Genomic DNA, 18544 nt, shown 5'->3' with positions numbered 1-18544 from the left:
AAGGGGCCTCCAGCGGATGAAGGTTCTTGGTATTGATGAGGCTGGTAGGGGACCGGTGATAGGCCCCCTGGTTGTGGCGGGTGTGATGATCCCTGAGAGGAAATTCTCCATACTCCGCAAGATTGGTGTGAAGGACTCCAAGAAGCTCACACCTGAGAGGAGACGGTTCCTTGCAAGGAAGATAAGGAGAATGGCCAGGGTGTTCACGGTTAAGATCTCGGCCTCTGACATTGACCGAATGCGTGAGAGGGGCTTCAATCTGAATGAGATAGAGAAGATAGCCATAAAGAGGATAATAGTCGAGGCCCAGCCAGACCGTGTGATCATTGACTCGGTGGATGTTAAGCCAGAGAGGCTTGAGGAGGACATCAGGTCACACTTCGGGGAAATTGAGGTCACTGCAGAACACGGTGCAGATACAAAGTACTACCCCGTGGCCGCGGCATCCATAATAGCCAAGGTCGAAAGGGACCTTGAAATAGAGAGCATACAGAAGAAGAACAGGAAACTCGGGGATATTGGGTCCGGTTACCCCTCCGACCCGCGTACCCGTGAATTTCTTGAATCATTCACCTATGATGAACTGCCAGACTTTGTCAGGAGGTCATGGGCAACCGTTCAGAAGAAGAAGCAGTGAATTAACTGAAAACTAAAGATTTATGGCGCCCTCAGCATTTCATGGCGATTGAGATCATGGTGTTCCTTTAACTGTGAGTGGGACCATGATAATCCTTTAACTGTATAGCCTGATTAAAACCACTATTCTTAAATACCCATTGATTTTTAAATATCCACCAGGTGAGGCAGAAAAATGTTTCTAGATCCCGTTATCAACTTCTTTGGCACAGTACTTGAGATGTTCCGCAGCGGTGGTGTTATCACCTACCTCATAGCAGCAATAGGAATCTATGGATTCATCACAGCACTGGAGAAGATACACTACCTGAGGAAGATTTCACGTGTAAGCACGCCCCAGATAATAGGGGCTGTCAATGAGTCCATGGAGAAGGGAGGGGCCCTGGAGGCCCTCAGAGAGATAGGTCAGTACCAGAACCCGGTATCAAAGATAATATCAGAGGCCCTCAAGATAGGGTACCGGAACCGTTCAGAGGTGGAGGATGCCATGGAGCGAGTGTTCATCGTGGAGATGAGTAACATGACCCGGGGCCTCGGGACCCTGAGAACCATCATAGAGGTGGCCCCGATGCTGGGTCTGATAGGGACTGTCATAGGGATCTGGTACACATTCAGGGCCCTTGGGGTTAACGCTGACCCTGCTGCAATGGCTGAAGGGATCTATGTGGCCCTGATAACAACCATACTTGGACTTGCCGTCGCCATCATCCTGATGCCACTCTACTCCTACATAACAGGAAGAATCGATGATGAGATTGACAAGATTGAACTCATAAAGAAGATGACCAACTGGGGCTACGCCGTTATGAGGATAAATGTTGAGGGGAATGTGGACGACGTTGTGAAGGCACTCATGGAATCTGATGGTGTGGTGAGTGTCCGGGTTGTTGATGAACCCGACGCCAATGTGGTTGTGGCGTTCAAGCCAAGCATGCTTGAGAAGAGCATAAACAATATTATAATTGAAAGGTGCGGTAAGAGTGCTGAGATCATTGAGAGTAAACTGAGACAGTGATAGGATGGCTCTTGACACAGAAAGGTACAGGAACAAGATCCATGGTAAGCCCAGATTCAACATGGTCCCATTCATTGACATACTCTTCACGATTCTGATCTTCCTTGTTGTGACAGCAACATTCTCTGGAGGCGGAACTGGAGAGGCGTCCGGAAAACCTGAAATAAGTGAGAACACAGGGCCCTCCGAGTACTACCTCATCCCGGTGGCAGGTCTCAGGAGGGTCACCGTGAACGGCGTTGACATGTCCGACCGCATAAGGAACAGTGCGGTGGCTGTCCACACAAGGGTCATAGATGAGGGTGAAATAATAATAAGGCCAAAGGAGGGGGCCATAATCATAACCACACCCCCGGACCTTCCAGTCGAAAGGGCTGTGAGGACTCCCTCATAGTCATTCACTGAGGAACCTCATAATGGCCAAGAAATTACCCATGGTCCATGTGGAATCTCATAAAAACCTTCATAGGAATCCTCATAAAAAAAGTTTTGAAGTGGTGGTTTTTTTGTATCTTGGAAGAATACTTGCAGTCGGAAGAAACAGTAATGGGTCCTTTGTGGCATACAGGGTTTCAAGCAGATCATTCCCCAACAGGACGACGAGCATCCATGAGGAGAGGGTGGCAGTTGTCCCGGTGGAGGGACATGAAAGTGATGTCTTCAGGAACCCGTACATAGCATATAACTGCATCAGGATAGTTGGTGACACTGCGGTTGTATCCAACGGGTCCCATACAGACACCATCGCAGATAAGGTGGCCCTCGGCATGAACCTCAGGGACGCCATCGGCCTTTCACTCCTTGCAATGGACTATGAGAAGGATGAACTCAACACCCCCCGCATAGCAGCGGCCATCAACGGCTCAGAGGCCTTCATAGGTATAGTGACTGCAGACGGGATGATGGTCAGCAGGGTCCCGGAGGAGACACCAGTGTACATCTCCACCTATGAACAGACAGAGCCAGCAGCCACCGAATTCGAGGCAGGAAGTGCGGAGGAGGCAGCGGAGTTCATACTTAAAGGGGGTGAATTTGCCTCCTTCACACACCCGGTTACAGCAGCAGCCGCATTCAACGATGGTGAGGGCTGGAGTCTGGCGACAAGAGAAATATAAAGGTGCTTGGATGGGAATAAGTTTAATCGGAGTCGAGGGCATGCCCCTCGTGGGGGAGGGTGATGACATTGCATATCTCATCATCAGTGCCCTCAATGAGGGGGGAGAGGACCTCCTTGATGGCGACATAATCGTGATCGCCGAAACCATCATATCTAAGGCAGAGGGCAACATAATATCCCTTGAAGAAATCGAACCATCCCCAGAGGCTCTGGATATCGCAGAAAGGACTGGTAAGGATCCATCGCTCGTTGAGGCGATCCTGGGCGAGTCCAGTGAAATAATCAGGATTGGCCATGACTTCATAGTCTCCGAAACCCGCCACGGCTTTGTATGTGCAAATGCAGGTATCGACGAGTCCAACGTTGACGATGGCCTGGCAACACCCCTCCCCCGTGACCCCGATGGAAGTGCGGAGAGGATACTGCGGACGTTGCAGGAGGCCACCGGAAGGGAGCTTGCTGTTATAATATCGGACACCCAGGGAAGGCCCTTCAGGGAGGGAGCAGTGGGTGTTGCAGTGGGTGTTGCAGGTCTTTCACCCATCTGGGACCGTAAAGGTGAAAGGGACCTCTATGGGAGAAGCCTTGAGACCACAAGGGTTGCAGTTGCAGATGAACTTGCAGCTGCAGCATCCCTTGTAATGGGCCAGGCAGATGAGGGCGTACCCGCTGTCATTATCAGAGGTTACCCCTGGGGGCACCTGAGATCAGATGGGGGCGTGAAACCACTCTTAAGACCGAGGGAACTGGACGTATTCAGGGGCCAATCAATATTATCCAGGTAATAATGAATATCCTGTGTGGAGGCAATCAATGATAACCGTTCTATCGGGGGGTACAGGAACACCAAAGCTCCTGCAGGGGCTCGTCAGGGTAGTTGATCCTGAAGAGATAACAGTTATAGTGAATACAGTTGAGAACGGCTACTTTTCAGGAGTCTATGTGGCTCCTGACGTTGACACGGTTCTCTACACCCTTGCAGGTATCATCAACGAGGAGACCTGGTACGGTGTGGATGACGATACCTTCATCACCCATGAGACCCTCAGGGAACTTGGATGCCCTGAACTCCTCAGAATAGGGGACAGGGATCGGGCATTTAAGATACAGAAGACCCTCCTCCTGGAGGAGATGCCCCTTCACCGGGCTGTAGAGATACAGTCCAGGGCACTGGGCGTTAAATCCAGGGTTCTGCCCATGAGTAATGAGGATTCCGACATAGTCATAGTCACCGATGAGGGGGATATGAAGTTCCATGAATTCCTTGTTGAGAGGAGATCCGAGCCGGCGGTCCTTGATGTGAGATTCAGCAGGGTTAAACCCGCCCCCGGTGTGCTTGATGCCATTGAATCAGCAGACATGGTTATACTGGGGCCATCAAATCCGGTCACATCCATAGGGCCCATCATACATATGAAGGGAGTCATTAATTCCCTGAGAAAGGTGAATGTATCTGCTGTATCCCCCTTTACAGGTGGGAGGCCCTTCAGTGGCCCAGCCGGGAAATTCATGGAGGCAAGGGGCCATGATGCCTCAAGTCTTGGGGTTGCAGAGATCTACGCAGATTTTCTTGATAGGCTGGTGATCGATAAAACCGATTCTGATCTCAAGGGGGAAATAGAAAAACTAATAAAAGAGGTGACAATAACAAAGACCAACATGAAAAACATAGGGGATAAAATAATGTTGGCCAGAATACTTTTGGGTGAAATATTATGATACAGATGACCTTAATTCAAATAGACAATTATGGGCCATGGACAGTCACACCAACCCCCCGTAATGAGGCGGATCTCCAGATAATGCAGGCAGAACTTTACGCTGATCTTCAGCGCCAGTTTGCTGCCCGTCAGGGACTTGTGTTCTTCACAAGATTTGATAACATGCTTGCAGTCACCAACGGAATGGACCTTGAGGACCACCGCAGGATACAGAAATCCATAGGCAACAGGTACCCCATAACCGTGAGCATGGGTGTGGGCGCTGCTGAGACACCCTACGATGCTCAGAGGAACGCTTCAAGGGCTCTTCAGAGCCATGGAGGCGCCCAGTCAGAGGAGAGGAAGGAGGTACTTGCCATAGACGGCCTTGTGGATGAAGGCTACGTGCAGATAGCTCACATCGATATCAATGGCATCACAGAGACAATGACCGACATTGTACCTGCCTATGACACATCCTTCATCGTGAACAGGGTTCAGCATTTTCTGATGAAGAAGCTTATAAAGGAGGGCGCCCTCCTCTTCTTCATAGGCGGAGACAACTTCATGTCCCCATGCAATGGTCTTGAACCTCAAGGTCTCCTGAGGATAATCAATGAGATAGATGATGAAATAAACGTGGCCCTTAAGGCGGGCATAGGCAAGGCTCCAACAGCCGAGAAGGCGGCAAACCTGGCTGACCTGGCCCTTGAGGAAATAAGGGGCGGCTTCACCTATGACCTTGTCCATGTGATGAAGGAATAGTCCCTAATTAGATTGATTCTCCATAAAAAAATCAGGGTTGTTGATAGCATACGTGTCCTGGCCCCCATGGCAGGAATAAGCGACGCGGAATTCTGCCTGAAACTTATCCCCTATGGATTCGACATGGTCACCCTTGGAGGTTACAATGCGGATAGAGAGACCTCCAGGGCCGGCAGGCTCATAGCTCAGAGGGGCAGACCTGAATTTGATTTTGAATGTTCTGAACTGAGATCAATCATCAATCATGAGGCCTCAAGGATAAAGGAGATGTTCGATGTAATGGTTTCAGTGAATATCAGGGCCCTTGAACCTGAAAGGATGGTGGAAATCTCCTCCATTGAGTCTGTTGACGTTGTTGAGATCAATGCACACTGCAGACAGCCGGAGATAACAGAAATAGGAGCAGGCCAGTCAATGCTCCTGGATCCTGAATTCCTGGAGGACTTCACAGCGGAGGTTACACGGAGGGCTAAATCTGAGGTTTCAGTCAAGATACGTGGAAACGTACCTGGAGCTGACACCTTAGGGGTGGCAGGGGTCCTGGCTGACCTTGGGGTCGACTACATCCACCTCGATGCAATGAAACCCGGGGAGGATAGGGCTGACCTGGAACTTGTATCCCTTGTTTCAGGGGTGAAGGGGGACTCCATCCTCATAGGTAACAATTCTGTGAGGGACCTTGAATCCGCGAGGGCAATGCTTGCAGCCGGAGCTGATGCTGTGTCGGTTGCAAGGGCGGCAATATCCGGCAGACTCGGCTTCAACCTCAGGGAACTGAAATTTAATTCAGACTAAAAATTTAGGAAAATTTTAATAGTCCCTTCATCAAAAGAATATACAGATTCATGTTTACTGACAATGTTGATTCTGGTAGCTGAGGGTGAGGACATGTCTTTCATAAAACTGGAAAATGTCACAAAGAAGTTTAAGGGTGTTGAGGTTCTAAGGGATATCAGTGTTGAAATCGATGAGGGCAAGGTTCTGGGTATACTCGGAAGGAGTGGAGCCGGAAAATCAGTTCTCATCAACATGCTCCGTGGTATGAAGGAGTACAGGCCTGACAGCGGTCGGGTGATCTACAACGTCGCCATATGTCCTGAATGCCTCCGTGTGGAGCCACCATCCTTTGACGGCAGGAACTGCTCCTGCGGATCAAGCTTTGCACTGGAGGAGGTCGATTTCTGGAACTGTGACAAGAAGATATTCGCCGCTGTGAGGAGAAGGATAGCCATCATGCTGCAGAGGACCTTCGCCCTTTATGAGGATGACACCGTAATCGATAACGTCATAAAGTCAATGCCCGAGCTTGAATATGAGACAGCCCTCTACCGGGCCCTGGAGCTCCTTGAGATGACTCAGATGGGCCACAGAATAACCCACATTGCAAGGGACCTGAGTGGTGGTGAAAAACAGAGGGTCGTACTCGCAAGACAGCTTGCAAAGGAACCCATGCTCTTCCTGGCCGATGAACCAACAGGTACACTGGACCCCCAGACAGCGGAACTCATACACGACGCACTCATTGAGGGTGTCAAGGACAAGGGCATCACAATGATTATAACCTCCCACTGGCCAGAGGTCATGAGCGACCTCTCAGACCACGCCATATGGATCGAGAAGGGCGAAATCATCGAGGAGGGAGACCCGGACACAGTGGTGGCCAGGTTCATGGAACAGGTACCCGCCCCCGAGAAGTCAAAGGAATTCGAACAGGAAAGCCCCATAATAAAGATGGTTGATGTCAAGAAACACTACTACTCCATTGACAGGGGTGTTGTTAAGGCAGTTGATGGGGTTGACCTCACAGTCTATGAGGGCGAGATCTTCGGTGTTGTTGGTCTAAGCGGTGCCGGGAAGACAACCCTATCCAGGATAATAATAGGTATCACAGAGCCCAGCAGCGGGAAGGTCTGTGTGAGGCTTGGTGATGAGTGGATTGACATGACCGAGAAGGGACCCCTCGGCCGTGGCCGTGTAACACCCTACCTTGGAATACTGCACCAGGAGTACAGCCTCTACCCCCACAGGGATGTTCTGGGCAACCTCACAGAGGCCATAAGCCTGGAGCTGCCCGCCGAATTCGCAAGGATGAAGGCTGTATATGTACTGAAGGCGGTCGGATTTGACGATAAATATGCTGAAAGCATCCTTAGCAAGTATCCCGATGAACTCTCAGGTGGTGAGAGGCACAGGGTCGCCCTTGCCCAGGTCCTCATCAGGGAGCCGCGCATAATAATACTTGACGAGCCGACAGGTACAATGGACCCCATAACCAGGGTGCAGGTCACAGACTCAATCCTCAAGGCAAGGGAGGAACTGAATCAGACCTTCCTCATAATATCCCATGACATGGACTTTGTCCTGGATGTATGTGACAGGGCATCCCTGATGAGGGGTGGCAGGATTCTAAAGACAGGGGACCCCGAGTCAATTGTCGGTGACCTCACACCCGACGAGAAGAGTAAGATGCTCAGGGAGTAAATCAGCCCTTATCAGGGAAACCACAATTTATTTATTAAACTGCAATTAAAGCCATTAAAGTATCTGTTAACCATGATGTTTTATTAATAGAATAAATATAGTTAATAAAGGAGGACTTTGTTTGGTATGGAGCGATGCACCATCCCACGTTTGCAGGGGTGGTGATAAGAGGGCACTCACCTTCTGCTGCCCGCCGGTTAAACCCTGCCCCATAATGATAGCCCTTGAGGAGGCAGGGCTCACACCCCAGGATTACATTGAAATCAAGGAGTCATTCGCAAAGAGAACAAGGCTCGGGGAGGGCCAGGGGACATGCTTCGGTTCCCTGGTATGGTGCTGCAAGCCATCAAAACCATGCCCCCTCCGGGACATGGCCATGAAGAGGATAAACATGAGCACCGAGGAGTACATGGAACTCAAGAAGAAGCTCTCCGAGGAACTCGTCGGCACATCAGAACCCGACACCGAGAGCGTGAAGGCCCTTGCAGATGCCTTCAACGTAACTCCTGAGGAGGCCAGGGAGGCCCTTGAGGATGCGGCCAACGACCTCAGGACGGCGATGAAGATACTGAGAATGAAGTCCCTCTGACGGATGATAGGATGTCCCTCACACCCCTCTACATGGACATGGATGGTAGAAGGGTCCTCATTGTTGGCTCCGGTACGGTGGGGAGGAGGAGGGCTGAAAGATTCCTTAAAGCAGGGGCAGAGGTCGCGGTTATTGGCACATCAGAAATTGAGGGGACCATCCCTGCCGCGGAGAACGACCTTGAGTACTGGGTGGACTGGGCCGAGCTCATAGTGGCAGCAAGTCCTGACGGGGACCTGAATGAAAGGGTGACTGAACTTGCAGGCGGTAAACTGATAAACAGGGCAGATAACCCCTCAAGGGGCAACGTCGTGGTCCCGGCCACCTTCAACATTGGAGAGGTTTCAGTGTCGATCTTCACAGGGACAAAGAGCCCCCTAATGGCAAGGTATCTGAGGGAGAGGATCCAGGAGGCCATCAGCCCCCAGGACCTCCTCATGATCGAGGTCCAGGACAGAGCAAGGAGGATTCTGATGGGCGAGGCCGGTGATCACAGGAAGAGGCGCAGGATACTCTATGAAATTTCAGAGGACCCCCTCGTGAGGGAGATGATTGAAGGGGGAGACCTTGATGGGGCAGTTGAAAGGGCTGAAATCATAATCAGGGAACGGCTGGGGTGTTGCAGGTGATTCTCAACATAAGGCTGGACCACAAGACATCCGATGTGAAGACCATGGAGTCCTCACATGAGAGGATGGAGGCCCTGGTGGATGAACTTGAGTCCAGGGGAGCTGTGATGGAGAAGGTCCCAATAAGGACCTGCAACCGCATCGAATACTACCTTTCAGTCCAGGAGATACCCCATGGCTTTGAGTTCGATGGATTCACGGTTGAAGGGGATGAGGATGCCCTCAGGCATATCCTGAGACTTGCATCCGGTCTTGAATCCATGATAATAGGGGAGGACCAGATACTCGGCCAGATAAAGGCTGCAAGGGTTCAGGCCATGCGTGAAGGGACCTGCGGCCCGGTCCTTGACATGGTGTTCACCAAGGCAGTCCATGTTGGGCAGACCGTAAGGAGGAAGACCCAGATAAACAGGGGCTCTGTTTCCATAGGGTCAGCAGCGGTTGACCTTGCAGAATCCATACATGGAGATCTGAAATGCAGGAAGGTCCTTGTCATAGGGGCAGGTAAGATGGGGACCCTCGTTGCAAGGGCACTTGCAGAGAAGCACCTCAGCGCCATAATGGTGGCCAACAGGACCTATGAGAGGGCCTACCAGCTGGCATGTGAACTCGGTGGGGATGCTATACACTTCGACAGACTCAACAGAGCCCTCAGGGACGCAGACGTTGTTATCAGTGCCACGGGCTCACCCCACTACATCCTGACCCGTGAACGTGTCAGGGACGCCATACCCCCGGAGAGAAGACCAGCTGTGGTCATGGTGGACATAGCCAACCCACGTGACATAGAGGAGTCGGTAAGAGAACTTGGCATCAGACTCTTCACAATCGATGATCTGAGGGGAGTGGCGGAAGAGAACAGGAGAAGGAGGGAGGCAGAGGCGAGGGAAGCTGAAAGAATTGTTGAAAGTGAACTTAAGCTCCTCCTGAGGTCCCTCAAACACATGGAAGTTGAGCCCCTGCTTGCAGAGGTGAGGGGTAATATGGAGTCAATCCGCAGGCGCGAGGCAGAAAGGGCCCTCAATAAGATCATGAACTCCTCGGACCCTGAGAGAGTTATTGAGGCCCTCAGCCGGTCCATCGTGGATAAGATATTCCATGATATAGCCATCAGCATCCGGCAGGCGGCTGAGAGGGGCGATGAGGAATTTCTGAGCATGTGTGCGGAACTCTTTAACTGCAGAGATATAAAATGAGGAACTCTTAAGAAGATTATTCTTTCTGTGCGGTGTAAGTCCGTTAAAGCTATTCTTTCTATGTAAGTGAAAAAGCTATTTAAATATTGCTTGACGGCTATTTCTTTCTCTGTAAAAGGCTATCTCTGTAGATAAAAAAGTTCGTTTCAGGCGAACATGTGTCTGGGTTCGCCTGAGACCTTACGCTCCTTAAGGGCGTACTCTATGTGTTCGGCTCTAACAGACGCGCTGTCCTCTGCTATGGCCCGGTGGAGGGCCGTCTTAAGAACCCTGTCCTTTATATCCCTCCCTGACATTTCCCTCGTGAGCTTGACAAGTTTGTCAACAGGGAAATCCACCTTGAGAGGCATGGTTTCAATGTATTTCTCAAGCATCAGTTTTCTCTCCTCATCATCAGGCAACTTGAACTCAATTTCCTCCTCAAAACGACTCCTTATGGCCTTATCAAGCAGTTCGGGGTTGTTGGTGGCTCCTATTGTTACAACACCCCAGTTCTGGTTTATACCATCCATCTCTGTGAGGAGGGCGTTTACGACCTCTGAGACGTCTCCACGGAGTGACTGGTATCTCCTGTCAAGGCCAATGGCATCCATTTCATCTATGAATATGACTGAGGGGGCTGTCTTTGATGCGAGCTCATAGAGTTCATGTATCTGCCTTGCACCATCACCAACATGTTCCCCTATGAGGCTCGTGGCCTTTATGAGGTAAAGGGGGACCTTCAGTTCATTTGCAAGGGACTTTGCAAGCATGGTCTTACCTGTCCCCGGGCTTCCATGGAAGAGAACGTTCCTGGGGGCCCAGTCCCTGAAGCGGTCCGGATCTTCAAGGTACTTCATGATTATCCTGCACTTTATCTTGGCGTCCTCCTGCCCGATAACGTCATCCATGGTGATGCTGCTCCTGACCTCATGGAATTCCTCCCGATCATTCTCCAGGAGTATTATTGAGGTGTTCCTGGTTATCTTTGAACCGTCAGGATGGGCCCTTATTATCTTGAAGGCATAGTCAGGGAGCAGTTTCTGGTCAAAGAGGTATGAACCCTCAGCTGCCATGAAACCCTCCCACTGGTCCCTGGCGTATATCTCAAAGAGCTCCTTGTTAACAGCGTCTATCCTCGGAGCCTCCATGAGGTTGCATACAAAGGGGTATCCAACTGGCTGCAGCACAACAAGTTTCGCCTCCCTTTCAGGGTCTGCTGCCTGTACTGGAAACTTTTTATCGGATACCTGGGGGTCATAGATTATATTGTTGAATTTCACCACATCACCTGTTCTTCAGAAACAAATTCTGGTACTGATATATTTCAGAAACAAGGTCATCATAAATAAATTGTGCAGTTGTCTGTATAAACCTTTAGGTCAGATGATTCAAGTTAGAGTTACCATCATTTCCTGGAGGTTTACTTATCTCTGGAGGTATTCCTTGATGATGCCCTTTATTTTCCGGGCATCAGTGTCCTTCATTGGTGTCTCAGAGATTATGGTGGCATCCCACCCACCATCCACAAGAACCTCTATGAGGGGCTCTATGGGAGGCCCGCAGCCCTCAGAGAGGCTGTGGTGCTTCCTCTCCCCGGCGTCGGTGTACTCTATCCCTGTGAAGTGGCAGTGTAGGTGATGGGATCCGAGCCTGGACTCGATTCTCTCAAGTATCCCCATGTAACTGGAGGCGTCCCTTATGCATCCACCGCCCCTTGCATGTATGTGTGCAAAGTCTATGGTGGGCATGACCTCATCGAATTCCTCTGAAAGCCGTATTATCTCATCAAGGCTTCCAAGCTGTGACCTCTTACCGGTTGTCTCAGGTGCAAGGGTGAATTCCCTGATATCTGCACCATGGAGGCGCTCGATGAGTTCATCCAGGGCTTTGATGCAGAGTCCAAGGGCTCCTGATCTTCCATGGTCGCCATAGAATCCAGGGTGGAATACGATCCTGTAGGCTCCCATCAGTTCCGCTGCAACGGCACAGTCAAATAGGCGTTCAATGGATTTTTCAACGGTTTCCTTCTTGGCCGATGAGAGGTTTATGTAGTATGGTCCGTGCATCGAGACAAGGATGTCATTCTTTCTGGAGTTCTCTCCAATCCTGATGGCGTTCTCTTTCTTTAACCTGAGGCCATAGGTTGCCTGGTACTCATAGGCGTCCAGTCCCATGGCCCTGATCTTGCTGAAGACATTGACGGTGCTTCCACGGTAACCAACAGGGTTACCTGCCGGACCAACCCTTATCAAAAACAACACCACTAGAAAAAAGAAGGGGAGATTTAGAGGATACCCATGGCCCTGTTGGTCTTCATGATGGACTTCATGTTGTCCTCCTCGAGCTCCAGGAGTGCCCTTATGGCATCCACACTCTCGGGCACAGCATCTGACTCCTGGTGGACGGCCTGCATATAGAAGAGTTCCCCGTCAACAACGTTTATTGACTCCTCCCATACAGGTATCTCGAAGAGGTCGTTCCTTGACCTTCCAAGTTCCTTGGCGTACTCCATTATCTCAGCCGTTGATGCGAGACCCTCAGAGGCCCTGACAAGCATGACCCTCGTGGTCTCATCGAGTCGGGCCTTTATCTCATCGGCCTCAACAGGATCCTCAAGTTCAACCATTATGTTGTGCTGGTGCATCAGTGTTGTTGGGACCAGGAGGGCCACCGTATGGATGTTAACGCCCTTCATGACGGTCTTGAGGTCGGGGCCGTGGTGTGATGGCACGGTTGGAGGGTTCGGTACTATGGCGTTTATCGGCCCCTTTTTGACCTGCACGGGGTCGGCACCCCTCCTCACCATAACAGCCCTCACCTTTCTTATGCCGCAGAGGTCATCGATGGGTTTGAGGGTTCTGCAGAGGCCTGTTGTGTTGCATGAAACCACACGGGTATAGTCGGCTCCAAGGGATTCATCGTAGTTTGCAAATGAGTTGAAGGATAATCCTATGGCGTCGTGTTTTTCACCGCCCTGGAATATGGCCTTTATGCCCTTCTTCCTGTACATTTCAAGGTTCTTTGCACCTATACCCTCAGGTGTTGCATCAACCACTATATCTGCTTCCTCCAGCATATCTTCCACGGTACCGCTCACAGGTATGCCGGCCTCGTCGAAGAGCTTCTCACGTTCAGGGATGCTGACGTAGAGGTCGTATCCTTTCTCGATTGCAACCCTCGCCTCAAAATCAGGTTTTGTTTTGCTGACACCAGCGACCTTCATGTCGTCCTGGGCAGCTACAGCATCAGCAACTCTCTTTCCTATTGTCCCATACCCGTTAATGGCTACAGATATCATTTAAAAAAACCTCCTATCCCCTGAAAAACGCTGTTCCCAGGGAAACCTCTTGAGTTTAAATTCCTAACCTGATACTATTTTTAATGGATCATTTTATATACTTATCTAAAAGTGCGGTGAATGGCGGATCCGGGATTAGGGGGTCCCTTGATAATCTTTAATGCTTCCCATGGACTCTGAGGGAAAAGGATACCTCTAAGGGCCCGGGATTTAAAGGAAATGTTGGGGGTGCAGCTTCATCCACAGAGAAACCGCAGTTATTGTTCACCGGGTTAGTAGCGATCAGTTTTTTCTTGAAAAAAGGATTATGTGTCTAAAAATAAAAATGTAAGATGCTTCAGCTACTGGTTCTCCACAGCCTCGAGTTTCTCTGGCAGATAGGTGTCTACAACATACTCAAGACCATACTTTGAGAATGACTGCTGTTCTGCCTTCTTACCGATAGTGAGCATCTTCTTGATCTCTGTCTTCCAGAAATCACCCCTGTACCTTGGGTCGTGGAGGAGCTCCTTGAGCCTCACAACATCGACGTCCTTGAGGGGATCCGTTGGAAGGTCATAGTTTATTATGTCACTTGCAGTCACACCCAGGAACTTTGCATCCGGGGTTGCAAGCTGATGGTTCACATGGGCGAGTTTTGCACTGCCTGAGATTATGACCATGGCGATATGGAATCCCCATGGATCTCCGTCGTTGCAGATGTAAACCGGGAGGTTGAGTTCCTCGTTGACCCTCTTGATGAACCTCCTTGTTGCCCTTGCAGCCTGACCCTTCAGTCCGACTATAAGGGCATCAAACTTCTTGTAGGCCTTCTCCTGAACGAGACGGTGGAACATACCCATTGTCTCAACTGCAATGACACGTTCAACGTCATGGTCCACAAATTCAACCTCATCGATGGTTGGAGATATGTTGTAGCCTGATTTACCTGATCGGAGGGCGTCTATTTCAATATCACCCTCACGGACAGTCAGGGCCCCGTAGACGGATGCTCCGTCCTCCTCTGGCATGAGGCCCAGTTCCTCCCTGGTCATGCCCAGGGTGACCTCAAGGTCCTCACCAACGATGTTGGACTCCTGCTGGTCCGCAAAGTCCACCTCCCAACCCTCTGAGATGTAGTAGAGTTCCCTGAGGGTGGCTGTTTTTTCCCTCGCCACCAGGTCCTTGCAGAAGTTGGCTGTGTAGAGCATCTGCCCTATCTTCTTGATCTGCTTAACGTTACCCATTGAACGTGTACCGTATCGGTCTCCAAGGACGTAGTGCCTCTTAGCTTCATCATAGATTATGTTGGATGTGCCCCTTGACGGGACCTTTATCCTGGGGATCCTCCCATGGGTCACATCATCGAGTATAACGTCTCCAAGACTTTTGAGTTTGTTAATGGCTATTTCCCTTCTATTCATTCAGTGATTCCCCCAGAATTTCAAGTTTCGCCCTTCTTGTAACTGTGTCGAGCAGTTCTCTGTAATCGGGTTCTTCCCTCTCCGCCAGAAGAGCGGCCTGTTTTATGATCACAGGCACGTAGGTCTCAAAGATCTTCGCCCTTTGAGCCTCCTCCTTGGCTGCCTTCTTCTTCCTGAGGTACTTGTAGAGTTTCCTTGCAACTATCATGGTGGCCTGCCGGATCTCCCCGAGTATCTCGGGTTCAGGTGACACGCTCTGCTTACCTGTTGACAGGTAGGGGACGTTGGTTGACACCACATTGACGAATATGCTTATGGGTGCATTTTCAAGGTCCCTTATGCCGTAACGCTTCCAGTCGAGGCTCTTAACACCCTCTGTTATGGCACAGCTTCCGGCGTCGAAGGTGAGTGGTACCCTGTTGGCGAACCTCATTATCTCAGCCTTTCTCTGGTCACCGACCAGTCTGCCGGAGTTTCCGCCGTAGGCGATACCTGCCTCAACGATGAAGGCTATACCCCCACGGTAGGTCTTTGGCTTCCTTGTTACCGTTGCTGTGAACTCTGGCTGGAGTATCTCCTTCATACCCTTCTCAATCTGCTCCTCTCCGATGGGTATGAGGCCGGAGGTCGGTGGGGACATGAACTTCATCTTCTTGAAGGCCTCAACTATCTGCTCGGCCTCCTCCCACTTCATGTCCTTCGGTCTTTTGTTGAGGTCTATCCCTGTCAGTTCCTCCAGTTCCTTGATCTTCATGGAGGACATCCTTGAGAGGTTGCTTTTCAGCATGCTCCCGAACCGCCTTTTATCGGTGTGCTTTGCCATGAATATAAGGTCATCGGCGGTGACACCCCATGGGTGGGGGAGAACCTCCTTTGGCATTGGGGGTATGACGTCTGATGCCCTGTTGAAGACGTAACGGTTCCCGGTTGGGTCATTGAATACTATCCTGGCATGGGGGTTGGCTATCATTGTCCTCCTTATGTACTCGTAGGCTCCCTGTTCTGAGAGTGAATAGGAGACGTCCTTGAAGTGGAGTTCTATGCAGACACCGGTACCATCGACTTCGACTTCCTCCTTTTCGAGTATGAGGCCCTGGTTCTTTTTAACATCCATCTTGAGGGTCATTTTGACCCCCTTGAGTTCCCCGTTTTCCATTGTACCTGAGATGACCTTCACGGGTTTACCTGTGGTCATCTGTGATAGCAGCACACAGCCACTGCATCCGAGTCCCTGCTGTCCCCTGGACTGGATGTTTCTGAACTTTGACCCTGCGAACATGGTACAGAAGACCTTTGGGATGTACTTTTCAGGTATACCTGGGCCATTGTCCTGGTGTCTCAGGATGTAGTGGTCCTTCCCGATCCTCTTGAGATCTATTTTGATCTCAGGGAGTATACCTGCCTCTTCGGCAGCGTCAAAGCTGTTGGTTATGAGTTCATGGAACACTATTGTAAGTGACCTTATTTTCCCGGTAAAACCAAGCATCTGCTTGTTTTTTCTGAAGAATTCTGAGGGGGTGAGTTCCTGGAATCCTTCATCAAAGAGATCCAAAGCTTGCCTCGCCAAAAATTCGCCTCCTTTAAAAATTTTTCATGGGATTAATACATGGGGGCTGCCATGTTCATATGGATACATGTGTAATTCATGCCATATAAACTTATACTCCTATATGTAACTATTACAGAAGATGCATTTTGGAGGGTATCTTTAGAATAATTGAAGTTAGCACCCATGAAAAGTAGGTTTGTGATGGAGTTTACATTAATTTAGCGCCTTCCTGAAACTCCTTCATTTTCAGTTCCTGCTTCTTCTTTTCAAGAAATGCGTACACAGATTTGTGTCTTGCACCATTAAGTATCATTTCTATGGCTTCCCTGGCAACAGCGAGTTTCTCAAATTCTCCTATGAGTGAAACTGTCTTGCCGTAAACAGATATGTCCACGCCTGTCATATCGTGGATTATACGCCTTGTTATACCTTCACGGCCGATGACACGGCCCTTCTGCCTTGCAATGGCCTTCTTGGATTTACCAACATAGTCGGTTATCTTGATGACCTCAAGGGCAACATCGTCATCAAGGAGCCTCAGGGCAACCTCCGGGTTGAAACCCCTCCCTATGGCCCTGACAATGTGCCTGGCCTTCCATGGTGAGAGGGGGTCCTCCAGTTCATCCTGTGGTATGAGAGTAACTGCACCGGTTTCGCTGTCAATTTCCAGTTCAGTCTGGGTCAGGCGCTCTATTTTTGCCTTAACCGCACCGTTTTTGCCTATTAAAACTCCAACCCTCTCACGGGGTATTTTAATGTATTCCTCGGCTGGCATTTCATTCACCTCGATGAAATAAGTGGTTTATGGTTCATGCTGTTTTTGGCAATGTTTTTGGTTTTCATGGGTTTGCCGATTATCAGGGACTTCCTGGCCTATGGATCTGCTGTTTATTTCCTGTAGAGGCCCCTAACATCATACTGGTTTTTTTCTACAGTATATATGTTTCCCCGGTTCTTCATGTTTACTTTCCAGTTATCCTCTCTCGCATATAATCTGCACTTACAGAAACCCCTATCCTTCTGAAGTCACGTATTATGTTCTCTATGTCCCTTTCAAGGAGTTCGCTGGCAAGGGGATGGTCAAGGACCATGGCCTGGGATACATCTATTATCACGGGTTCACCGCAATGGTTGAGTATGTTGAAGAATGATAGATCCCCATGGACAAGCCTGGCTCCCTTATAGAGGCGGTGCATGTATTCAATTATTATCTCAAGGGCTTTCTCAGGGTCCCCGGGTGGGGCGTCCCGCATGGTGGGCGCCGGAACACCATCCTTACCAATGAATTCCATTATGAGTACATTGTCCCTTGCAGTGACCGGTTCCGGCACACGGACCCCCGCCTCAAGGGCCCTCTTAAGATTCCTGAATTCCTTGTTAACCCAGGCCTGGACCAGCTGGCGCCTGTTTGTTGTCCTGACCTTGAATCGGGGGTCCCCCTGGATGTAGTACTGCATCTTCTTGAAGTCGGATGTGGCCACCCGGTAGATCTTGACCGCAACGAAGTCGTCGGTGTCTGTGATGCCCTTGAAGACATTGGCCTCCTTCCCGGTACTCACAGCACCATTGAGAACAGCAAGATAACCTGAATTCGCCAGCTTGTAGAGGGTTTTGAGGGTCAGCTCATCAAAGACCTCGCTACCGACCCGCCGGTCCTCAACACCCTTCAATCTTTTAACAGCTTCCATCCGGCCAAGGTCAGAATCAACCCTGTTCACTGCCCTGGATTTAAGGGCCCTGATCTCAGGGGCCTTCCCGGTTTCTTCGGGGTCCATTAAAATCAACTTCACAGTTTAAGGTAACCCTTCCTTTCGAGCCAGTTTGACTCTGTACGTGTGTATCTCCAGACAATATCAGCCTTCTCTTCGCTCTGGAACTCCCAGGGCTTAACAAGGACCACGTCCCCTTCACGTATCCATATCCTCTTTTTCATCTTACCCGGGATACGGCCGAGCCTTATATGGCCATCGGCACACCTCACCTTCAGTTTTCCGTGGCCCATTATCTGTTCAACAACTCCCGGTATCTCACCCCTCCTCGGGGTCCTAACACGCCTGACTTCCTGTGTCTGATGTCCTCTACTCAAATACTCTCCTCCTGATTTTTTCGTTGATTAACTTTGATTTTAATGGAATTTAATATCCAGCAATCAAAGAAATAGACATTATAATTTATTACCTCTGC

20 protein-coding genes are annotated in these 18544 nt (G+C 50.1%); 12 read left to right on the top strand and 8 right to left on the bottom strand.

Annotated features, from left to right (window positions below):
• Positions 1–16: 16 nt before the first annotated feature.
• From rnhB to hemA, 12 genes are all read left to right on the top strand, one after another.
• The gene (gene rnhB / locus tca_RS04855; RefSeq protein ID WP_286708586.1) at positions 17–637 is read left to right on the top strand and encodes a ribonuclease HII; all 621 of its coding nucleotides are present in this window, start codon (positions 17–19) and stop codon (positions 635–637) included.
• 174 nt (positions 638–811) lie between these two features.
• Positions 812–1651 (top strand): MotA/TolQ/ExbB proton channel family protein, encoded by an 840-nt coding sequence (locus tca_RS04850; RefSeq protein ID WP_286708585.1) that lies wholly within the window; start codon positions 812–814, stop codon positions 1649–1651.
• Positions 1652–1655: 4 nt separating this feature from the next.
• Positions 1656–2045: a biopolymer transporter ExbD gene (locus tca_RS04845; protein ID WP_286708584.1), complete on the top strand. Its 390-nt coding sequence runs from the start codon at positions 1656–1658 to the stop codon at positions 2043–2045.
• A gap of 112 nt (positions 2046–2157) precedes the next feature.
• A complete protein-coding gene (gene purO, locus tca_RS04840) occupies positions 2158–2766 on the top strand; it encodes an IMP cyclohydrolase (protein WP_286708583.1) in 609 nt (202 codons plus the stop codon).
• A 10-nt stretch (positions 2767–2776) separates the two neighbouring features.
• The gene (cofE, locus tag tca_RS04835; protein ID WP_286708582.1) at positions 2777–3553 is read left to right on the top strand and encodes a coenzyme F420-0:L-glutamate ligase; all 777 of its coding nucleotides are present in this window, start codon (positions 2777–2779) and stop codon (positions 3551–3553) included.
• Between the two features lie 28 nt (positions 3554–3581).
• Positions 3582–4487, top strand: coding sequence for a 2-phospho-L-lactate transferase (cofD, locus tag tca_RS04830; RefSeq protein ID WP_286708581.1), 906 nt, complete (start codon positions 3582–3584; stop codon positions 4485–4487).
• Positions 4484–5233, top strand: coding sequence for a GTP cyclohydrolase III (locus tag tca_RS04825; RefSeq protein ID WP_010876648.1), 750 nt, complete (start codon positions 4484–4486; stop codon positions 5231–5233). The genes cofD and tca_RS04825 overlap by 4 nt, the downstream gene beginning before the upstream one ends.
• Positions 5234–5245: 12 nt before the next feature.
• Positions 5246–6028 (top strand): MJ0144 family RNA dihydrouridine synthase-like protein, encoded by a 783-nt coding sequence (locus tca_RS04820; RefSeq protein WP_353681334.1) that lies wholly within the window; start codon positions 5246–5248, stop codon positions 6026–6028.
• 93 nt (positions 6029–6121) lie between these two features.
• On the top strand, positions 6122–7714 hold the full coding sequence (atwA, locus tag tca_RS04815) for a methyl coenzyme M reductase system, component A2 (protein WP_286708580.1): 1593 nt from the start codon (positions 6122–6124) through the stop codon (positions 7712–7714).
• A gap of 121 nt (positions 7715–7835) precedes the next feature.
• On the top strand, positions 7836–8303 hold the full coding sequence (locus tca_RS04810; RefSeq protein WP_286708579.1) for a methanogenesis marker 9 domain-containing protein: 468 nt from the start codon (positions 7836–7838) through the stop codon (positions 8301–8303).
• Between the two features lie 11 nt (positions 8304–8314).
• Complete coding sequence (locus tca_RS04805; protein ID WP_286708578.1) at positions 8315–8932, top strand: bifunctional precorrin-2 dehydrogenase/sirohydrochlorin ferrochelatase; 618 nt, start codon at positions 8315–8317, stop codon at positions 8930–8932.
• Positions 8929–10128, top strand: coding sequence for a glutamyl-tRNA reductase (gene hemA / locus tca_RS04800; protein WP_286708577.1), 1200 nt, complete (start codon positions 8929–8931; stop codon positions 10126–10128). The genes tca_RS04805 and hemA overlap by 4 nt, the downstream gene beginning before the upstream one ends.
• Before the next feature lie 146 nt (positions 10129–10274).
• Here hemA and tca_RS04795 read toward each other — a convergent pair whose 3' ends face one another.
• The 8 genes from tca_RS04795 to eif1A all read right to left on the bottom strand — a co-directional run bounded on the left by tca_RS04795 (position 10275) and on the right by eif1A (position 18446).
• The gene (locus tca_RS04795) at positions 10275–11390 is read right to left on the bottom strand and encodes an AAA family ATPase (RefSeq protein WP_286708576.1); all 1116 of its coding nucleotides are present in this window, start codon (positions 11388–11390) and stop codon (positions 10275–10277) included.
• A gap of 144 nt (positions 11391–11534) precedes the next feature.
• A complete protein-coding gene (locus tca_RS04790; protein WP_353681333.1) occupies positions 11535–12371 on the bottom strand; it encodes a deoxyribonuclease IV in 837 nt (278 codons plus the stop codon).
• A gap of 23 nt (positions 12372–12394) precedes the next feature.
• Entirely contained in the window at positions 12395–13408 is a 1014-nt protein-coding gene (locus tca_RS04785; protein ID WP_286708574.1) for a phosphorylating glyceraldehyde-3-phosphate dehydrogenase, read from the bottom strand.
• Between the two features lie 341 nt (positions 13409–13749).
• The gene (locus tca_RS04780; protein WP_286708573.1) at positions 13750–14811 is read right to left on the bottom strand and encodes a DNA topoisomerase IV subunit A; all 1062 of its coding nucleotides are present in this window, start codon (positions 14809–14811) and stop codon (positions 13750–13752) included.
• Entirely contained in the window at positions 14804–16378 is a 1575-nt protein-coding gene (gene top6B, locus tca_RS04775; RefSeq protein ID WP_286708572.1) for a DNA topoisomerase VI subunit B, read from the bottom strand. The genes tca_RS04780 and top6B overlap by 8 nt, the downstream gene beginning before the upstream one ends.
• 190 nt (positions 16379–16568) lie before the next feature.
• Positions 16569–17135, bottom strand: a complete 567-nt coding sequence (locus tca_RS04770) for a KH domain-containing protein (RefSeq protein WP_048060946.1) — start codon at positions 17133–17135, stop codon at positions 16569–16571.
• Between the two features lie 187 nt (positions 17136–17322).
• Positions 17323–18135 carry a serine protein kinase RIO gene (locus tag tca_RS04765; protein ID WP_286708571.1) on the bottom strand — a complete coding sequence of 271 codons (813 nt, stop codon included), beginning with the start codon at positions 18133–18135 and terminating at the stop codon, positions 17323–17325.
• Between the two features lie 11 nt (positions 18136–18146).
• A complete protein-coding gene (gene eif1A, locus tca_RS04760) occupies positions 18147–18446 on the bottom strand; it encodes a translation initiation factor eIF-1A (RefSeq protein ID WP_010876635.1) in 300 nt (99 codons plus the stop codon).
• Positions 18447–18544 lie beyond the last annotated feature (98 nt).

It is taken from the genome of Methanothermobacter sp. EMTCatA1 (assembly GCF_002356395.1).
In the GTDB taxonomy this organism is placed as follows: Archaea; Methanobacteriota; Methanobacteria; order Methanobacteriales; family Methanothermobacteraceae; genus Methanothermobacter; species Methanothermobacter thermautotrophicus.
The sequence above is the reverse complement of the archived record's forward strand: the minus strand, read 5'-3'. Positions and strand labels throughout refer to the sequence as shown.